The sequence below is a fragment of the Bacillus spizizenii TU-B-10 genome (genome assembly GCF_000227465.1).
GTDB classification, from domain to species: Bacteria; Bacillota; Bacilli; order Bacillales; family Bacillaceae; genus Bacillus; species Bacillus spizizenii.
The window spans coordinates 2503494-2521585 of sequence record NC_016047.1; the positions used below are offsets into that span (position 1 = coordinate 2503494).

The following is an 18092-nucleotide window of genomic DNA, read 5'->3' on the forward strand; positions in this document are numbered from 1 at the left end:
GCAGAAAAAAGGAATAATAGCGCCCTATTATTCCGGTACATCTGCTTTTTTTTCTTTTAACGTCTTATGTGCCTCTTCTACAACGCGGATGATCTCTTCTTCCGGCAGCTCTTGTCCTTCCTGTCCCTCTCCCGGCCAATGCAAATGAAGGAGAAATTCAATATTTCCGTCTCCTCCTGTGATTGGAGAAAATGACAGGCCTTTGCAAATATAGCCTTCAGCCGCAGAGAAACTATTCATTCGCTTGAGAACATCCACATGCACTTTAGGATCTCTGACAATCCCTTTTTTGCCGACGGATTCCCGTCCCGCTTCAAACTGCGGCTTAACTAGAGCCATGCAGTCGCTGCCCGGTACGAGTAATGTTTTGAGGACAGGCAGGATGAGCCGCAGTGAAATAAAGGACACATCAATTGTGGCAAACTCCGGCATGCCCTTTGTAAAGTCTGCCGGTGTTGCATAACGAAAGTTCGTCCGTTCCATCACGACGACCCGTTCATCCTGTCTAAGCTTCCACGCAAGCTGATTATAGCCTACATCCACAGCGTATGACTGTTTAGCTCCATTTTGCAAAGCGCAGTCCGTAAAACCGCCGGTGGAGGAGCCAATATCAATCATAATTTTATCATTGACAGAGACGGGAAATTCCTTCAACGCTTTTTCGAGCTTTAAGCCGCCCCTGCTCACATACCTCAGCGGGTTTCCTTTGACTGTTAGCGGAAGGTCGCGATCAATTTTTTCTCCAGGCTTGTCCAAGCGGTTTTCGTTTGAATAGACGATCCCCGCCATAATGGCTCTTTTGGCTTTTTCACGCGTTTCCGCCAGCCCTCTTTCCACTAATAATACATCTAATCGTTCTTTCTTTGACGTCATGATCCAATTCCTTTGTGTGTCTTTGGCGGCATCAGTAATCTAATACGATTTGCCACCTGCTGTTTTGTCAGTCCAATTTCCTCAAGAAGCGCCGTTACACTTCCGTGTTCAATAAACCGATCAGGTATACCCATTCTGTCGATCGGAGTATGATATTCACCTTGATCATGAGCGAATTCTAAAATCGAGCTTCCGAAACCGCCTTCTAAGACCGCTTCTTCAATTGTTAAAATTGGCAAGCCTTCTTTTAGGATACTCTTCATCATCTTTTCATCAATCGGCTTAATAAAACGCGCATTCACAACGCGCACGGAGAGTCCTTCTTTCTGTAGCTCTTCGGCTGCTTCAAGCGTCATTTCGATTGTTGTACCGAATGTTAAGATGACTGCATCGTTCCCTGGACGCAGCACCTCCCACGTACCGATCGGAATCGTTTTCAGCTGTTCATCCATTTTTACGCCGAGTCCGTTTCCGCGCGGAAAACGCATCGCAATCGGGCCTTCGTCATAGCTGAGTGCTGTATGAACCATATGCTGTCCTTCATTTTCATCTTTCGGCATCATTAAGACGATGTTTGGAATGTGGCGCATAAACGCAATATCAAACACACCTTGATGTGTCTCACCGTCAGCACCTACGAGTCCTGCACGGTCAATTCCAATAAACACATTGGCGTTTTGGCGGCAAATGTCATGAACCACTTGATCATATGCCCTTTGCAGGAAGGTTGAATAAATCGCCAAAAACGGCTTCATCCCCTGCATTGCCATTGCTGCAGCCATCGTTGCGGCATGCTGTTCTGCGATTCCTACGTCGAACATTCGGTCAGGGAATTCCTTTGCGAAGCCTTCTAGCTTTGAGCCGACAGGCATAGCCGGCGTAATGGCTACAATGCGTCCGTCCTCGCGCGCCATTCGCTGCACAGTGCCGCTGACAAGGCCGCTCCATGAAGGAGCTGCTGCTTTCGGTTTTACAAAGTCACCGGTATTGATTTTATATGGTCCGGTACCGTGCCATGTTCCAATCGTATCGGTCTCAGCCGGTTTGTACCCCTTCCCTTTTTTCGTGATGACATGCAGGAGAACAGGGCCTTTCGTTTTTTTGGCGTATTGAAGATTCTCAATCAGCTCATGATAAGAATGTCCGTCCACCGGGCCTAAATACGTAAAACCAAGCTCCTCAAAAAACATTCCGGAGACGAGCATGTATTTCAGGCTGTCTTTGATCCGTTCCGCCGTGGCGGCAAGTTTGCCTCCAACTGCCGGAATCTTTTTAAACAAGTATTCGAGCTCATCTTTGACCCACTGGTACTTCCCGGCAGTGCGCAGCCTTCCGAGCATAGAATGAATGGCACCGACATTCGGTGCAATACTCATTTCATTATCATTTAGGATGACAATCATGTCTTTTTTCTCGTCGCCGATGTGGTTCAAGGCTTCAAGCGCCATTCCGCCGGTCAGCGCGCCATCACCAATAATCGGAATAATAAATTCATCCGTTCCTTTAATATCACGTGCAGCTGCCATTCCCATCGCGCCTGACAGAGAAGTTGAGCTGTGCCCGGTTTCCCAAACATCATGCTCGCTTTCACTCCGCTTTGGAAATCCGCAAAGCCCTTTGTATTGGCGAAGCGTCGCAAATTCTTTTCCGCGTCCTGTCAGCAGCTTATGGACATACGACTGGTGGCCTACATCCCACAAAAATTTGTCTTTTGGGCTGTTAAATTCCTTATGCAGCGCAACAGTAAGCTCTACGACACCTAAGTTTGGGCCGATGTGGCCGCCGGAAGCGGATAAAGTTGTAATTAAAAATTGACGGATTTCATCACTTAATTTCTCTAATTCATCAATGGACATGTTTTTTAAAAACGACGGGTCCTGTATTGATAAAAGATCCAAAGCGGATCAACTCACTTTCAGCATGAATTTCTGCAATGATACATGTCTTCTGCATGTCGAGCTGGACAACAGCCAGATCTCAGACATAAAAAAAGACAAACGCGCTTTTCCTTTTCATTTTTCATATAAACTGCTTACATTTTACCATATCTCGTGCAGCCGCTTCAAATTAGGATCGGTTTAGTGATCTCTTGCCGCAATTAAATCACAAAGCTCATATAAAAGGTCTTTTTGAAGAGAGAGTCCGCCGATCAAACGCTTCGCCTCTTTTATGTGAACATCCAATTTATGTTTGGCTCCTTCCAGTGAAAGAAGTGACGGGTAAGTCGATTTTTCGTTTGTTGTATCCGAGCCGACACGTTTACCGATTTTCTCTTCACTGCCTTCTAAATCTAAAATATCGTCTCTAATTTGAAAACCGATTCCAATATGCCTGCTGAAGGTACGCAGTGTTTCAATATCTTCCTCAGGCGCATCCGCCAAAATCGCGCCGGCGATTACGCTAAAACCAAGGAGCTTGGCGGTTTTCCGTTCATGAATGGATTCAAGTTCTTCAAGCGTGACTTGGCGGTTTTCCGCTTCCATATCAGCTACTTGTCCCCCGACCATTCCTTCAGTGCCTGCCGCTGAAATCAGCTCATTCACAAGCCGAAGGCGCTTTTCTGCTGACACCTCGTCTGACAAGTGGGAGGTGATCAGCTTAAAGCTTTCCGTCAAGAGCCCGTCACCCGCTAATACTGCTGTCGCTTCACCGAACACTTTATGATTTGTCGGCTTCCCGCGGCGCAAATCATCATCATCCATACAAGGAAGGTCATCATGAATCAATGAATACGTGTGAATCATTTCGACAGCACAGCCGACCGGAATGCCGTCCTTTTCACTTTTCCCGTATGCGTTTAAAACGGCTAGTACAATGAGAGGACGCAGCCGCTTTCCGCCAGTCTCAAGGGAATATAACATAGATTCTTTTAATGAGTCCGGCATATCGAGCTTTTCTGTATAGACAGAAAGCTGATTTTCAATCGTTTTTTTCCGCTCCGCCAGAAAACTCGTTAATTTATTTGTCATTTTCGTCTTCCTCCTGAACACTGAAAGGTGCCAGTTCGCCGTCTTCTTTTAAAATGAAGTCCATTTGTTTTTCGACTTTTTGCAGCTTTTCATGACACATTTTTGAAAGAGCCATGCCTTCTTGGAAATAGTTAATCGCTTGCTCTAAAGGCACATCACCCTCTTCAAGCTTTGACACAATGCTCTCAAGCCCTTTCATCGCTTCTTCAAATGTCATGTTTTCATTTTTTTTCACGTCTGTCATTTTTCTTCCCCTCTCTTTTCTAATACTTCACAGGTCAGCACGCCATCCTTCAGCTTGACCTCAAGCTGGTCCTTCTCTTCTATTTGATTGACACTTTTAATGAGTTCGTCTTCTTTATAAGCCAAGCTGTATCCTCTTTCCATCACTTGAAGAGGACTTAACGCATTCAGCTTGCCAAGAACAGTTTGAAATTGGGAATGCAGCTGCTTCATTTGGATATTCATATTTTTTCTCAGCTGATTTGTTTGTTCCTCATATCGTGTTCTCGCTTGCTTCAGCTGTTCATGTGGATGCAGCGCCTCTAATCTGTACGTTTCACGCTCCAGCTGTCTGTTTTTTCGATCTAAAAGAGCGGTAAGCTGTGCTTGAAACTGCTGATAGGCAAGGTCAAACTGCTGCTCTTTTTGCGCATACAAACGCTTTGGAAAACGAAAGGCATACGAGGATTGCAGCGTTTGAATCCGTTCTTTTTTCTGACCGAGATGCTGCTGCATCGCTCTTGTCATTCTGACTTCCGCTGTTTTTGTCCGTTCGATTAAATCAGTGGTATGCGGTACGGCAATCTCAGCTGCTCCTGTCGGTGTCGCAGCTCTAATATCAGCGACAAAATCACTGATCGTAAAGTCGGTCTCATGCCCGACAGCCGATATAATCGGAATGTTAGAAGCAAAGATCGCACGTGCTACAATTTCTTCATTAAATGCCCACAGTTCTTCTATCGAACCGCCGCCTCTCCCGACAATTAATACGTCGCACATCTCTTTTTCATTTGCCTCTTCAATGCGGCTAACGATGGATCTGCTTGCATTTTCGCCTTGTACGAGCGCTGGAAGAACAAGGACTTTTACAAGGGGATATCTTCTTTTGAGAGTTGTAATGACGTCTCTAACAGCGGCACCCGTCGGAGATGTCACAACCCCGATTGTGGCTGGAAATGCGGGGATTTGTTTTTTGTAGCGGTCGTCAAATAAACCTTCTCCGGCAAGCTTCTTTTTTAACTCTTCGTACGCTAAATAAAGTGCTCCGACCCCGTCAGGCTGCATTTCTTTGGCATATAATTGGTAGTTTCCGCTCGGTTCATATACGGAAATTCCGCCTCTGACCAGCACCTTCATGCCGTTTTCAGGTTTAAAAGGCAGACGCTCGCTCTGTCTCGCGAACATCACCGACTGCATTCTGGCGTTTTCGTCTTTCAATGTGAAATAAATGTGGCCTCTTGTGTGTATTTTTACATTCGATAATTCGCCTTTAATCCAAATATTTTCAAGGTGAGGATCTACATCGAATTTTCGTTTTATATACTTTGTCAGCGCTGAGACGGTAACAAACGCTGTTTCACCCATGTCTCAAACTCCTCTCATAAGCATTCCTGCACCATAACTAAAGAAAACCCGCCCTGGCTTTAGGAGCCTGAAGAAGCGGGTATCGTGCTCATATTCACGGCGGGCAAAACCCCGCCTGTGAATATCTCCAATTATCTATGATAACGTACGTTTCGCAGATTTAACAGTATTATGCGCAAGCATCGTGATGGTCATCGGACCTACTCCGCCCGGAACCGGCGTGATGAAGGATGCTTTTTCCTTTGCCCCTTCAAATTCAACATCTCCGCAAAGCTTTCCGCTTTCCAGACGGTTAACGCCTACGTCAATGACAACAGCGCCTTCTTTGATCTGGTCTGCACTGATGAAGTTGGCTCTGCCGACTGCGACCACCAGGATGTCCGCTTTTTTCGTATGTTCGGTCATATTTTCTGTTCTTGAATGACAGTAAGTAACTGTCGCGTTTTCATTTAATAAAAGCTGGCCGACAGGTTTGCCGACAATATTGCTTCGGCCGACTACAACAACCTCTTTACCGGAAAGGTCGATATTGGTTTTCTTCAAAAGCTCAACAATTCCGTGAGGCGTGCAAGGAAGAAACGTATCTTCGCCAAGCAGCATTTTCCCTACGTTTAACGGATGAAAACCGTCTACATCTTTATCAGGAGAGATACGTTCGATCACCGCTTTTTCAGAAATATGGTCTGGAAGCGGAAGCTGAACGAGAATGCCGTGAAACTCAGGGTCTTGATTGTATTGATCGATAATGGAAAGCAGTTCAGCTTCTGTGAGGCTGCTGTCAAATTGATCAAGCTTGAAATTCATTCCCATTGTTTCAGCCGCTTTTTTCTTTCCTCGCACGTAAGAGTGAGAAGCAGGATCATCTCCAATCAAAATAACCGCCAGTCCGGGGGTGACCCCTTGCTTTTTAAGCTCTTCTACCTCTTTTGCCAATTGTTCGCGTTTTTCTCTAGCCGTTTCTTTTCCGTCGATGATTGTTGCAGTCATTTTCTTTCCTCCTATGATTGGTCAATATCAGATTTAATGTTAGAAAGAACCCCGTTTACAAATTTTGTCGCTTTGTCATCACCAAACCGTTTTGCCAGCTCAATCGCTTCGTTCATGGAGACATTCACCGGAATGTCTTCGGCATATGCCATTTCGTAAGCTGCCAGACGCAAAATCGCGCGGTCAACATTGGCAATCCGATCGAGCTTCCAATTCACCAGATGCTTGGAAATCATTTCATCCAGCTGGACTTGATGTTCCAATACCCCGTGTACAAGCTGTTCAAAGAAAGGATCTGTTTTTTCTTCATCCAGTGCGTGTTCTATGGCTTCATTCACTGCAATATCGCTGACATCAATTTGAAATAGTGCCTGCAAAGCTTTTTCTCTTGCTGTTCTTCTTTTCATTTTCTTTCTCCTTTGATCCTCTTTATCCGCTTGTCGTTAAGCCACAAAGAGATCATAACATATTTTTTTCGTATCCGCATATTGAAATCAAGGTTTTTTCACCCTATTACCGAATATTTTCATGCACCTTAATATGATCATTCGGATTTCACGATCATGAAGAAACTCGGCTGCCTTGAGCCGGCTTTCTTCATGCTTTGAAATAAAGGGTAACGTGTAAAAAAACCAAAGGGCCGCCCTCCCCTTGGTTTCGTGTTAAGCCATTTACATTTCTTCGTCGATTTGGACTTCCTGGGCTTTTGTGTCAAATTGAATGCCGACGATGTGAATATTGATTTCATTAATCGAAAGAGACGTCATATTTAATAAGGTTTGACGAATGTTTTCCTGAACGGACGCTGCAACTTTCGGTATCGAAACACCAAATGTAACGACACAGTATACATCGATCGTAATTCCATCATCCGCCAGATCGACTTTGACACCTTTGCCATGATTCACTTTACCGAAGCGTTCGACGACGCCTGTCGCAAAGTTTCCGCGCATTTCGGCAACACCGTCAACTTCTGAAGCTGCAATGCCGGCAATGACCTCAATGACTTCCGGGGCAATCTCAACCTTACCCAAATGCGTATCTTCTTGATCCATTTTAAGCAAGCTGTTGTCTTTCATTCAATTCACCTCCGTAAAAATTATGAGCCCATTACATCATATGTTTCTAAAAATTTCGTATTAAACTCTCCGCCAACAAATGTTTCGTGTTCAAGCAGTTTTAAGTGGAACGGGATTGTTGTCTCAATGCCTTCGATGACAAATTCGCTCAATGCGCGCTTCATGCGGGCAATCGCTTCATCTCTCGTTTTTCCGTATGTGATCACTTTTGCAATCATGCTGTCATAGTACGGAGGGATGGAGTAGCCCGGGTACGCAGCTGAATCGATACGGACACCAAGACCGCCAGGAGGCAGGTACATTTTAATTTCACCAGGTGACGGCATGAAATTTTTACTTGGATTTTCTGCGTTGATTCGGCATTCGATGGCCCAGCCTTCAAATTCAACATCTTCTTGCTTGAGGCTCAGTTCCATTCCTGATGCCACTTTGATTTGTTCCTTAATCAGGTCAGTTCCCGTCACCATTTCTGTGACTGGGTGCTCTACCTGAATTCTCGTGTTCATTTCCATGAAGTAATAGCGCTGTTCATTGTAGTCATATATAAATTCAACTGTTCCAGCACCTGTATAGCCAACCGCTTTTGCAGCCTTTACCGCTGCATCGCCCATTTGCTCCCTAATTTCTGAATCAAGCGCAGGAGATGGTGATTCTTCCAAAAGCTTTTGCAGGCGTCTTTGGATCGAGCAGTCGCGTTCCCCTAAATGGATGGTATTTCCGTAGTTATCGGCAAGCACTTGGATCTCAACATGACGAAAATCCTCTATGTATTTTTCGATGTAAACACCTGGATTTCCAAATGCAGTTGCAGCTTCCTGCTGGGTAATCTTAATGCCGTTAATCAGTTCCTCTTCGGTGCGGGCAACCCTGATTCCTTTTCCGCCTCCGCCTGCTGTGGCTTTTATAATTACAGGATACCCAATTTCGTTAGCAAGTGAAACCGCTTCTTCCACATTTTCTATAATTCCTTGTGAACCCGGTACGATCGGCACGCCGGCCTGTTTCATCGTTTCCCGCGCAACGTCTTTTGTTCCCATTTTTGAAATGGCGTCAGCGCTCGGGCCGACAAATGTGACGTTAACTTCTTCACATAATTCCGCGAAATCTGCATTTTCAGCTAAAAACCCATATCCCGGATGAATAGCATCCGTGCCTGTCAGCTTCGCAACACTCACAATATTTGTAACGTTTAAATAGCTGTCTTTTGATGCTTTCGGTCCGATACAAAAAGCTTCATCGGCCATTTGAACATGAAGGGCATCTTTATCAGCTTCTGAATAAACAGCGACAGTCTCAATTCCGAGCTCTTTGCAGGCTCTGATGATTCTGACAGCAATTTCTCCTCGGTTGGCGATCAATAGCTTTTTAATCATGTTAAGTCTCCTTACTCTGCTTTTACAAGAAATAGAGGTTGTCCGTATTCGACCAGCTGGCCGTTTTCTACTAATACTTCAACGATTTCGCCTTTTACTTCCGCTTCGATTTCGTTGAAAAGCTTCATCGCTTCTACAATGCAGACAACTGTGTTTTCATTTACTTTTGAACCAGCCGTTACATACGGGCCAGCTTCCGGAGATGAAGATGCATAAAATGTTCCTACCATTGGTGAAGTGATTTTATGCAGATTCTCATCTTGCTTAGTTTCTTCTTGGGCAGGTGCCGGCGCTGCTTGCTGCGCTTGCGGCTGAACTGCCTGCGGAGCCTGTGCCTGTACAGGTGCTGCCGGCGCCTGCTGCATGACTTGAACAGTGCCTGCTTCATGTTTTTTCAGTTTTAAGGATACACCTTCATTTTCATATACGAATTCGTCAATTGTAGACTCGTCAATTGCTTTAATCAGCTCGTGGATTTCTTTAATATTTAACATTCAATCGCACTCCTATGTATGAAATTTCTTTTTTATAGGTTACTACTAAAAGTACATACTATGTTCATCTTACAGGAGCGGACTTTTGAATTCAACTCTAATATGATTGGCACGCCAAAAAGCCCGCTGTTTAAGCGGGCGTGTTTTTCCTCTTTTTTACTTGGATGGTTCAAATGTGACAGCGACGTCTTTCATTGTTTTGATTTCTTTTGCCACAAGGTCTATAATGGCTGTCGCCTTCGATTTGGAGTGTTTGTCTGATTTGACTGTAATGTTGATTTTATCTCCTTCAGCATTGACGAGCGCGTCTTCGTAGCCTTGTGTTTTAATAAGCGTTTCCAGCTGTTTTTCTGTTCCTTCCACTTCACTGAGAGCCGTCATTTTATCATATGCTTCGCTCTTTTCCTTTGCTGTTGCATCATCGCTTGACACAATGGCATTCAGTTCTTCTCTTTCTTTGCTTCTGGCATCTTCTAAATCAAGACGGTACGTCGTGAACAGATCATCATCGGCTGTTTCTGTTACAACAGTTCCTTTTTCACTAGCTTCAGCGGATGTCTCCTTGTCTGCTGATGAATCTTTTGTGCCCTTTGTTCCATCCTCTTTTTCTGTTTCAGTTTCTGTACCGTTTTTTTCCTTTGTGTCTTGCTTGGGAGGCGCTTTTTCAGTTGCGACCTCTCCGCTGTCAGACGCGCTTTTTTCACTTTGCATTTGCACGGCATTTTTGCTTTCCGGCGACATGATATAGTAGACGCTTAACACCACGACAAGACTGAGCATTGTTAATAGCCAAACGGTTTGTTTTTTGAGCATTTATGAATCCTCCTTTATTTTTTTAGGGGCAACCGCAACCCGGTGGCTTGGAACATCCAGGACCCGTGTCACCGCTTCAATAATGGTTTGTTTTATTTGAACGTTGTCCACTCCTTGAGCAACAACGAGTACACCGCGTATATCAGGCTTTTTCGTTTGGACGACGACTGGTGTTTCCTTATCGCCGTTTTTGATCATGACGATTTCTTCTTCTGATGTCTGGTCTGTAACGCTTCTTGTTCCGCCTTCTTTGTCTGTTTCTTCAGTGGTTGTATTTTTGTTTGATTTGTTTTTTTCGTATACTTTCAGCGACGTTGCATCAACATTCACGACTACAGAGACATCGTCCACACCTATGATCGTTTCAAGAATTTCTTTCAGCTGATTTTCGTATTCTTTTTCATAATCATCGATCGAGTCCTTAGGTTCATCAGATTTTGAGGCTTTAAACACTTCGGCTGTTTTCTCTTTGCTGTCTTTGGTATCTTGTGATGATACTGGCGTTATCGTTTTGGCGTTTTCTGTTTTCTCAGGTGAAGAAAACAGCTGGCTGACAAGCATAAAGGAAACTCCGAGAACAAAAACGAACAGAAAGTAATGATATTTGGTCAGCTTCGGCTTTTCACCGTCCTTCGTTTGCCCCGGAAGAAACTGCTTTTTCAATACATTCCATAATCCGTTTTTATTCATTGCCGACACTCTCCCCGCCTTCCATATAAACCGTAATTTTCTCACTTCCGATTTCCCAAATGTCCGCGAGCTGTGACTGGATCTGTTTGGCTTCTTTTTGTTCGGCTGCTTCTTTCGTTACGTATGCATGATCTGTATCAATGTGGACCGGCGCGACCGTTTGGACCGTTTTTTCAGAAGACGGGGCCATATACACGCTGATTGTTTGAATATCCTCTTCTGAATCTACCTTTTCTCCTGCCGTGAGTTTGATGTTGCCTACTTTGTATTCATCATGACTGAATCTCTCCTCCGCTTTCTTTTTTAGTTGGACAGCCATTTCTTCTAAAATATATGCACGCTGGGAAGCTTGTATTTCTATTTTTTTTGAATTGATTTGATTTTTTATGTCGGCAGACTCTGACTGCCCGTTTTTTGTAAGATATTCAAAGATGACTGCAGGGTCTGTGTTGAAAAGCTTAAAAATCGGCGTGAGCATGACGACAATTAAGAGCAGGCTGACTACCATTTTTGCGTACTTTTGCATGCTAGAGCTTGGCAGCAGCATATCAATCACAATTGCAAATAGGATAAACAACACGATGGTGGTAAGCCATTCAGTTAAAAAACTCATCCGCCAGCCTCCTTTATTTCATCATCATCGTGAGGTTTCCGGCTGTGATTATGACGGTAAGGCTTAAAAAAAACATGAGAGACACAATGGCGAGAGCTGCAAAAATATAAATGACGCTTTTGCTGATGACGTCGAGGCAGGTTATGACGGGCCCGCCTCCAAGCGGCTGAAGAATCGCGGCTGCCAGCTTATAAATAAAAGCGAGGGAAAGCACTTTGATTGCCGGAAAAGCCGCAATACAGATCAAAATAGCGACTCCGAGAATCCCTACTGTATTTTTCAGCAGTAAGGAAGCGCTGATCACTGTATCTGTCGCGTCTGTAAACATTCGGCCAAGCACAGGAATAAAGTTTCCGGTTATAAATTTAGCCGTCCTGAGCGTAATGCCGTCTGTCACTGCAGCTGAGGCTCCCTGAACAGAGATGACACCGAGAAAAATGGTGAGAAAGACGGCGAGCGCCCCGATGGCGATATTTCTGAGCAGGTTGGCCAGCTGCGTTACTTTATATTGTTCGGTCATTGTGCTGACAATGCTCAGAATCGCTGATAAGAAAATGAGCGGCATGACAATATTCTGAATCAAAAGACCGCTCGTGTTCATCAGAAAGAGGATAACAGGATGAAAGAAGGCTGCAGATACAGCTCCGCCTGAGGAAGCCAAAAGCGCTAAGAGGAGCGGAATGAGCGCCAGGATAAAGCTGGTCATCGTCTGAATGGCCTCTGTCGCATAATTGATTGCCACATGAAAACTGTTTAGCGCAAGGATAATCAGCACCATGTACACAATTGAGTAAGCGACCTTACTGACGGTGCTTTGTTGAAATGCATTTTGCAGAAGCTGCAGGATAACGCAAAATATCGTGAGCAAAATCAATGTGCCCAACAGCTTTCCGTTGGCAAGCACTTCATGAAACAAATAAGAAAAGAGAGCTTTCAGCCATTCTTGCGGTGAAAATGATTTATCGCCATTGATAAACTCAATTATGCTGCCTTTTTGACTTTCCGGCAGCAGTCCGCCGTACTCTGTCATAATGTCATTCCAAAATTCACTAATCTTGTCTGTTTCAAGCGAGGCCGCTGTCCTTTCCGCTAATTGCTCAGCCGTTTCAGCATGGTCTTCCGTTTGTTCGGCGTCACCGGCTGCTTGTACAATGTCTGCACGGCCTGCTATGATCAGCACGGCCAGAAGCAAAGCCCATTGAAAACGCTTCAATCTACCGCCTCCTTTCGGTTATGACATAGAAGGTATAAGTCCGAGAATCGTTTCGATAATGACGGTTAAAATAGGCACAGCCATAACGAGAATTAAAATTTTCCCCGCCAATTCTATTTTCGAGGCGATGGCCCCTTGTCCGGCATCTTTTGTGAGCTGCGCCCCGAATTCAGCAATATAGGCAATTCCGATAATCTTTAAAATGGTTTCAACATAGACCATGTTGACGTTTGCATTAATCGCGATTTTCTCTATCATTCGAATAATGTCGTAGATTTGGTCTACCAAATAAAGAAAAATGGCACATCCGGCAAACACGACGATTAAAAACGCAAAAGTCGGCTTTTGTTCTTTTACAATCAAAGAAAGGAAGGTGGCGATCAGCCCTAAACCTACAATTTGAACAATGTCAATCTGCAAGCCCCCCTATCCTTGGAATAAAAACACAGCTTTTATCTTTTTAAAAAGGTCATCTACAATCGTTGCGACCATAAATAAAATATAGATAAAACCTAACAGCGTCACCCACTGGGCGTATTCTTTTTTGCCCATCTGATCCAAAATCGTGTGTAAAAATGCAACCACGATTCCCACTCCGGCGATTTGAAATATGACATTCACGTCTACTCCCATTTTATTTTTGCTCCCCTCACGTTTACATCAATAGAAGAATGAGTAGCAAGCCCGCTAAAAAGCCCAAACTTTTTATCATTTTTTCATTTTTCGCTTGTGCCTGCTCAGCATCCGCTTCCGAGGCTTCCAAATGTGTCAGCGCCAGCTTGATGTGCTTTTGCTGCGAGATTCGATCATGAATCCCGAGCGTCTCACCAAATTGCTTCAGCACTTCATATTCGCTTTTTTTCAAAGACATGGTGTCCCACACCTTCTTTAAGCTTTGCTCCCACGCCGTTTTCGCAGAATCACTTCCTTTGTCCAGCTGATCACTGAACGTGATAAAAAGAGCTGAAACAGGCTGTGCCAGCTGCTTGGCAATCTGCTGTGAAGCAATATGAAGCGGTGTATGGCCGTACATGATTTCAGCCTCGAGGGATTGGAGCGCCGCACGCAGCTGGCGGATTTGCCGCGGCCGTTCTGTGTAAATCTTCGCCATCTCAAAACCTGTCCATGTTGTCGCCACCACAATGAATACAGCACCCAGCAGCTTCAGCATGTCTTCACGCCCATCGTCCCAGACAACACATTTCCGTCTTTGTCATAAATGCGGCTTACTGTGCCCGGTCCCTTTGCTCTCGATAATTCCAAATAGCGTTCAAAGGCTCTTTCTTCCCACAAACGCTTCAATGAAGGACGCTTCATCAGGTCGGATAGGCTCCAGCCATGCGCCGAGACGATTACTGAAACACCTGCATGCAGCGCCTCAAGAAGTGCATCTGTATCTTCAATGCGCCCGATTTCATCGACAATGATCACCTCAGGGCTCATGGATCGAATCATCATCATCAGCCCCTCAGCCTTTGGACAGGCGTCTAATACGTCAATCCTCTGTCCAAATTGATGCTGCGGAATGCCGCGCAGGCATCCGGCAATTTCTGACCGTTCGTCGACGATTCCTGTCTTTACGGGCAACATATGGTTTTTGCCGGTGCTCGAGAGTCTCGCAAGATCCCGAAGAAGTGTTGTTTTACCGGTTTGCGGCGGACCGATAATCAGCGTATTCAGCCAGCTTTCTCGATATAAGAATGGAAGCAGCGGCTCCGCAATCCCCAGCTTTTGCCGGGCAATTCGTATATTAAAAGATGTGATGTCACGGAGGCCTTTCACACCTCCGTTTTCCGTGATGACTCTGCCTGCCAGTCCGACTCTGTGACCGCCTCTGATCGTGACATACCCTTTCCTCAGCTCTTCTTCGAGCGTATACATACTATAGTTGCTGAGCCGGCTGAGGATCAGATGGGCATCCTCGACCGTGCCGGCATAGGACAAAAAAACAGGTTGTCCTTTTCGAATCAATTCAACAGGGCGGTTGACCCGAATTCTGACTTCTTCGATTTCCAGCCATTGTTGTTCCGGTATTTCAGAAAGGGCGTTTTTCATGGATTCAGGGAGAACCTCAGCGATTTCATTCAACAGAGCCTCCTCCTTTCTACCGATTGGCTTCTTTAAAATGTATGATGTAAGGCAGACTTTATGACAAGCCTCTCTTTATTTATGAACACCCGCCAAAATCAAAACAACACCCGTAAAAATCAGAATCAGCTTTGCATACGACAGCTGTCCGGCAATTTGATAGATTCCAACAGTCATGGTGATGATAAAAATCAGCGGACCGACAATAGCGAGAATGCTGTTAACCACAACCGCCTTCCGGACATCATTTGTTACAAGCATGATAATCGCTGCCGTCAGTTCAATCATAGAGGATAATACTCGCAATCCAGCCATTGTTAAAACAGTAGAATTGATATTTCCAAGTAAAAATTTCATAGCACTCTCCCAACCTCCCATTTTTTTATAGGATATGCTCTAGCTTGCGGAAGTAGTCTTGTCATTTTCGTATAAAAGAAAGATTCTGTTTTTGGGCACAAAAAAAGCCTGCTCCCATTTGGGAACAGACTTCTTTTTTCTTTCTATGCTCTTGAAACGTAAGAACCGTCTGTTGTATTGACAACAAGTGTGTCGCCTTCATTCACAAAGAACGGCACGTTTACAACAAGGCCTGTTTCAGTTTTCGCAGGTTTTGTACCGCCTGATGCTGTATCACCTTTAATGCCAGGTTCAGTTTCAACAACTTTCAGCTCAACTGTGTTTGGAAGTTCGATACCGAGCGTTTCATCTTGGTACATCATGATATGCACAGACATGTTTTCAAGCAGGTATTTTAATTCCTCTTCGATTTGAGTCGCGCTCAGTTCAAGCTGCTCATAAGAAGAAGTATCCATAAATACGTGCTGATCTCCGTTTGCATATAGGTATTGCATTGTTTTTGTTTCGATTTGCGCTTTCGCTACTTTTTCACCAGCGCGGAATGTTTTTTCCTGAATCGCGCCAGTGCGAAGGTTGCGAAGTTTAGAGCGGACAAACGCCGCACCTTTACCAGGTTTTACGTGCTGGAAGTCAACGACGCGCCAAATGCCGCCATCTACTTCGATTGTTAATCCTGTACGGAAATCGTTAACTGAAATCATGTTTAATGTCCTCCTATATTCCAATCACAAAATAATAAGTTCTTTTGGGGAATGGGTGATTGTCCTGTTGCCGTTTTCTGTAATCACGATGTCATCTTCTATGCGGACACCGCCTGTTTCTGGTATGTAAATGCCCGGCTCCACTGTGACCACCATGCCCGGTTCAAGGATAGCTGAAGATCTGACGGACAATCCCGGCGATTCATGAACTTCCATGCCGAGCCCGTGCCCGGTTGAATGGCCGAAATATTCACCGTAGCCTTTTGCAGCAATGTGATCCCTTGTAAGGGCGTCAGCCTCTTTTCCTGTCATCCCCGGCTTAATATGTGCGACGCCAAACGCCTGAGCATCAAATACGACCTGATAAATCTCCTTCAATTGATCACTGGGCTGACCTACAGCGACCGTACGGGTAATATCAGAACAATATCCTTTATAATAAGCGCCGAAATCAAGCGTAACAAGGTCTCCACTTTCAATCAGTTTGTCACTGGCCACACCGTGCGGAAGGCTTGACCGAAGGCCCGAGGCGACAATCATATCAAAAGAAGAGCTGTCAGCTCCCTGGCTTCTCATATAAAACTCCAGCTCATTGGCAACAGCAATTTCAGAAATGCCGGGTTTCATAAACGTCAAGATATGTCTGAAGGCATCATCTGCAATCTTCGCAGCTTCCTCTAATATCTTAATCTCTTCACTAGACTTAATCAAGCGCAACTTTTCTACGGATTCAGCCACAGGCACTAATTCAGCCTCACTGATAACCGCGCTGTACGAGGCGTATGTGCCGTATGTCATGCTGTTCTGCTCAAAGCCGAGGCGCTTGATGCCGAACGCTTCAACCGTGTCGGCAGTGGTCTGAATCAAGCTGCCTCCATGTTCAATGATCTCAAAGCCCTTTACCTGAGCCTTTGCCTGCTCTGTATAGCGAAAATCAGTAATAAACGCTGCCCTGTCACCTGATATAACAGCCAAGCCCGCGGAACCTGTAAATCCGGTCATATAGCGTACATTTGTGCTGCTTGTTATCAGCATTCCGTCAATCCCCAGCTGTTCAAACAGGTTTCTTATTTTCTCTAGCTTCATCTTTATTCTCCCCCTTGCTGGCTTAATAAGTAGCGAACAGCAAGCTTGTAGCCTTCAGCTCCAAGACCGACAATCTGCCCTTTCGCAACCGGAGCGATAACCGACTGATGCCTGAATTCCTCCCTGGCGTATAAGTTTGATAAATGCACCTCAACCACAGGAAGACTGATGCTTGAAACAGCATCCCTGATCGCATAGCTGTAATGACTCAGGGCTCCAGGGTTCAGAACAATCCCGCCGTATTGCTCCTCAGCCTCGTGTATCGCATCTATCAAATCACCTTCGTGATTAGACTGAAAGAAAGTAAGCTGGATATGTAAGGCTTCTGCAAATTGAAAAAGATCTGTTTCAATATCGGTCAGTGTCTGGCGGCCGAATACCTCCGGTTCACGCTTCCCCAGCCGATTGACATTCGGCCCGTTCAAAATTAAAAAATGAGGCACATGAATCTCTCCTTTTCGCGAGGGTTTCTCATGTAAAAAATGTTCACTTCTCGTGAACATTTTATCATACTGCAAAAGGATAATACACTATTCTCTATGTGTTCCCAACGCACGTGCCAGCTTTTCCGAATTCAGCTCATTGTATTCAAATGAAATAGAATAACCAACAAACAGCCCGTAAAGCAAATAGATGCAAATGGTCGTAATAACTGTATCTGCTTTCAGTTCGGTCACCGCGCGAACATCTGGAAAAATCGGATTAAAAACAAAAAACACGATCAGCCAAAGCAGCAAGCCGTATAAAACCCCCGGCCACATTGTTTTTAAACGTTTCAATAGAAGATAATAAAGAAACGCTGCGCCAATTGAAAGAATTCCGATCAAAATAATGCTGATTACGGTTCCCAGTCCATGTTTTTTCCACTCCCCTAGCACAAATGGCTGCAAAATCATATTCGGACTGATTTCGGAAAAATGAAATAAATACGCTATATAAGCAATGAAACTCCATAATACGCCTCCGCAAAAACCTGTTGCCGCCACCCTTCCGGCCATCGGAACAGGCGGTCCTTGCTTCTCATTCAATTGTTGATCTTGTTCTGTATCTTTTTCGCTTGTCATCATGGCACCTCCAGTTAAAGTGTGCCCAAAAAATAAAATGTCAATAAAAAAGCTCACACTTTTTGGCAGCAGCGAGTAAAATTTGAAAATAACGGGTATAATGCA

Annotated in this window: 23 protein-coding genes; all 23 read right to left on the bottom strand. The window is 44.8% G+C overall.

The window, feature by feature from the left end:
- Positions 1–27: 27 nt before the first annotated feature.
- The 23 genes from GYO_RS34380 to GYO_RS34490 all read right to left on the bottom strand — a co-directional run bounded on the left by GYO_RS34380 (position 28) and on the right by GYO_RS34490 (position 17990).
- Positions 28–873, bottom strand: coding sequence for a TlyA family RNA methyltransferase (locus GYO_RS34380; protein WP_014114359.1), 846 nt, complete (start codon positions 871–873; stop codon positions 28–30).
- The gene (gene dxs, locus GYO_RS34385; RefSeq protein ID WP_014114360.1) at positions 870–2771 is read right to left on the bottom strand and encodes a 1-deoxy-D-xylulose-5-phosphate synthase; all 1902 of its coding nucleotides are present in this window, start codon (positions 2769–2771) and stop codon (positions 870–872) included. Before dxs ends, GYO_RS34380 begins: the two co-directional genes overlap by 4 nt.
- 180 nt (positions 2772–2951) lie before the next feature.
- Complete coding sequence (locus GYO_RS34390; protein ID WP_014114362.1) at positions 2952–3842, bottom strand: polyprenyl synthetase family protein; 891 nt, start codon at positions 3840–3842, stop codon at positions 2952–2954.
- On the bottom strand, positions 3832–4086 hold the full coding sequence (locus GYO_RS34395; RefSeq protein ID WP_014114363.1) for an exodeoxyribonuclease VII small subunit: 255 nt from the start codon (positions 4084–4086) through the stop codon (positions 3832–3834). The genes GYO_RS34390 and GYO_RS34395 overlap by 11 nt, the downstream gene beginning before the upstream one ends.
- Complete coding sequence (gene xseA, locus GYO_RS34400; RefSeq protein ID WP_014114364.1) at positions 4083–5429, bottom strand: exodeoxyribonuclease VII large subunit; 1347 nt, start codon at positions 5427–5429, stop codon at positions 4083–4085. The genes GYO_RS34395 and xseA overlap by 4 nt, the downstream gene beginning before the upstream one ends.
- A 135-nt stretch (positions 5430–5564) precedes the next feature.
- Positions 5565–6416, bottom strand: a complete 852-nt coding sequence (folD, locus tag GYO_RS34405; RefSeq protein WP_014114365.1) for a bifunctional methylenetetrahydrofolate dehydrogenase/methenyltetrahydrofolate cyclohydrolase FolD — start codon at positions 6414–6416, stop codon at positions 5565–5567.
- An 11-nt stretch (positions 6417–6427) separates the two neighbouring features.
- Positions 6428–6823 (bottom strand): transcription antitermination factor NusB, encoded by a 396-nt coding sequence (gene nusB / locus GYO_RS34410; protein ID WP_014114366.1) that lies wholly within the window; start codon positions 6821–6823, stop codon positions 6428–6430.
- A gap of 264 nt (positions 6824–7087) precedes the next feature.
- Positions 7088–7495 carry a fatty acid biosynthesis protein YqhY gene (gene yqhY / locus GYO_RS34415; protein ID WP_003236896.1) on the bottom strand — a complete coding sequence of 136 codons (408 nt, stop codon included), beginning with the start codon at positions 7493–7495 and terminating at the stop codon, positions 7088–7090.
- Positions 7496–7515: 20 nt separating this feature from the next.
- The gene (accC, locus tag GYO_RS34420) at positions 7516–8868 is read right to left on the bottom strand and encodes an acetyl-CoA carboxylase biotin carboxylase subunit (protein ID WP_014114367.1); all 1353 of its coding nucleotides are present in this window, start codon (positions 8866–8868) and stop codon (positions 7516–7518) included.
- 11 nt (positions 8869–8879) lie between these two features.
- Positions 8880–9362 (bottom strand): acetyl-CoA carboxylase biotin carboxyl carrier protein, encoded by a 483-nt coding sequence (gene accB, locus GYO_RS34425; RefSeq protein ID WP_014114368.1) that lies wholly within the window; start codon positions 9360–9362, stop codon positions 8880–8882.
- Positions 9363–9518: 156 nt separating this feature from the next.
- The gene (spoIIIAH, locus tag GYO_RS34430; protein WP_014114369.1) at positions 9519–10175 is read right to left on the bottom strand and encodes a stage III sporulation ratchet engulfment protein SpoIIIAH; all 657 of its coding nucleotides are present in this window, start codon (positions 10173–10175) and stop codon (positions 9519–9521) included.
- Entirely contained in the window at positions 10176–10865 is a 690-nt protein-coding gene (spoIIIAG, locus tag GYO_RS34435; RefSeq protein ID WP_014114370.1) for a stage III sporulation protein AG, read from the bottom strand. It lies immediately after the preceding gene.
- The gene (gene spoIIIAF / locus GYO_RS34440) at positions 10858–11478 is read right to left on the bottom strand and encodes a stage III sporulation protein AF (RefSeq protein ID WP_014114371.1); all 621 of its coding nucleotides are present in this window, start codon (positions 11476–11478) and stop codon (positions 10858–10860) included. Before spoIIIAF ends, spoIIIAG begins: the two co-directional genes overlap by 8 nt.
- A 13-nt stretch (positions 11479–11491) precedes the next feature.
- Positions 11492–12691 (bottom strand): stage III sporulation protein AE, encoded by a 1200-nt coding sequence (spoIIIAE, locus tag GYO_RS34445; protein WP_014114372.1) that lies wholly within the window; start codon positions 12689–12691, stop codon positions 11492–11494.
- Positions 12692–12709: 18 nt separating this feature from the next.
- A complete protein-coding gene (gene spoIIIAD / locus GYO_RS34450; RefSeq protein WP_003230228.1) occupies positions 12710–13111 on the bottom strand; it encodes a stage III sporulation protein AD in 402 nt (133 codons plus the stop codon).
- A 6-nt stretch (positions 13112–13117) separates the two neighbouring features.
- Positions 13118–13324, bottom strand: a complete 207-nt coding sequence (gene spoIIIAC / locus GYO_RS34455; RefSeq protein WP_003153142.1) for a stage III sporulation protein AC — start codon at positions 13322–13324, stop codon at positions 13118–13120.
- A gap of 22 nt (positions 13325–13346) precedes the next feature.
- Complete coding sequence (gene spoIIIAB, locus GYO_RS34460) at positions 13347–13862, bottom strand: stage III sporulation protein SpoIIIAB (RefSeq protein ID WP_003226383.1); 516 nt, start codon at positions 13860–13862, stop codon at positions 13347–13349.
- Positions 13856–14779 carry a stage III sporulation protein AA gene (spoIIIAA, locus tag GYO_RS34465; RefSeq protein WP_014114373.1) on the bottom strand — a complete coding sequence of 308 codons (924 nt, stop codon included), beginning with the start codon at positions 14777–14779 and terminating at the stop codon, positions 13856–13858. Before spoIIIAA ends, spoIIIAB begins: the two co-directional genes overlap by 7 nt.
- Positions 14780–14854: 75 nt before the next feature.
- On the bottom strand, positions 14855–15136 hold the full coding sequence (locus GYO_RS34470) for a YqhV family protein (protein WP_003226379.1): 282 nt from the start codon (positions 15134–15136) through the stop codon (positions 14855–14857).
- A gap of 143 nt (positions 15137–15279) precedes the next feature.
- Complete coding sequence (gene efp, locus GYO_RS34475; RefSeq protein WP_014114375.1) at positions 15280–15837, bottom strand: elongation factor P; 558 nt, start codon at positions 15835–15837, stop codon at positions 15280–15282.
- 24 nt (positions 15838–15861) lie between these two features.
- Positions 15862–16923, bottom strand: coding sequence for an aminopeptidase PapA (gene papA / locus GYO_RS34480; RefSeq protein ID WP_014114376.1), 1062 nt, complete (start codon positions 16921–16923; stop codon positions 15862–15864).
- 2 nt (positions 16924–16925) lie between these two features.
- Entirely contained in the window at positions 16926–17366 is a 441-nt protein-coding gene (aroQ, locus tag GYO_RS34485) for a type II 3-dehydroquinate dehydratase (RefSeq protein ID WP_014114377.1), read from the bottom strand.
- 87 nt (positions 17367–17453) lie between these two features.
- Positions 17454–17990 carry a YqhR family membrane protein gene (locus GYO_RS34490; RefSeq protein ID WP_014114378.1) on the bottom strand — a complete coding sequence of 179 codons (537 nt, stop codon included), beginning with the start codon at positions 17988–17990 and terminating at the stop codon, positions 17454–17456.
- Positions 17991–18092 lie beyond the last annotated feature (102 nt).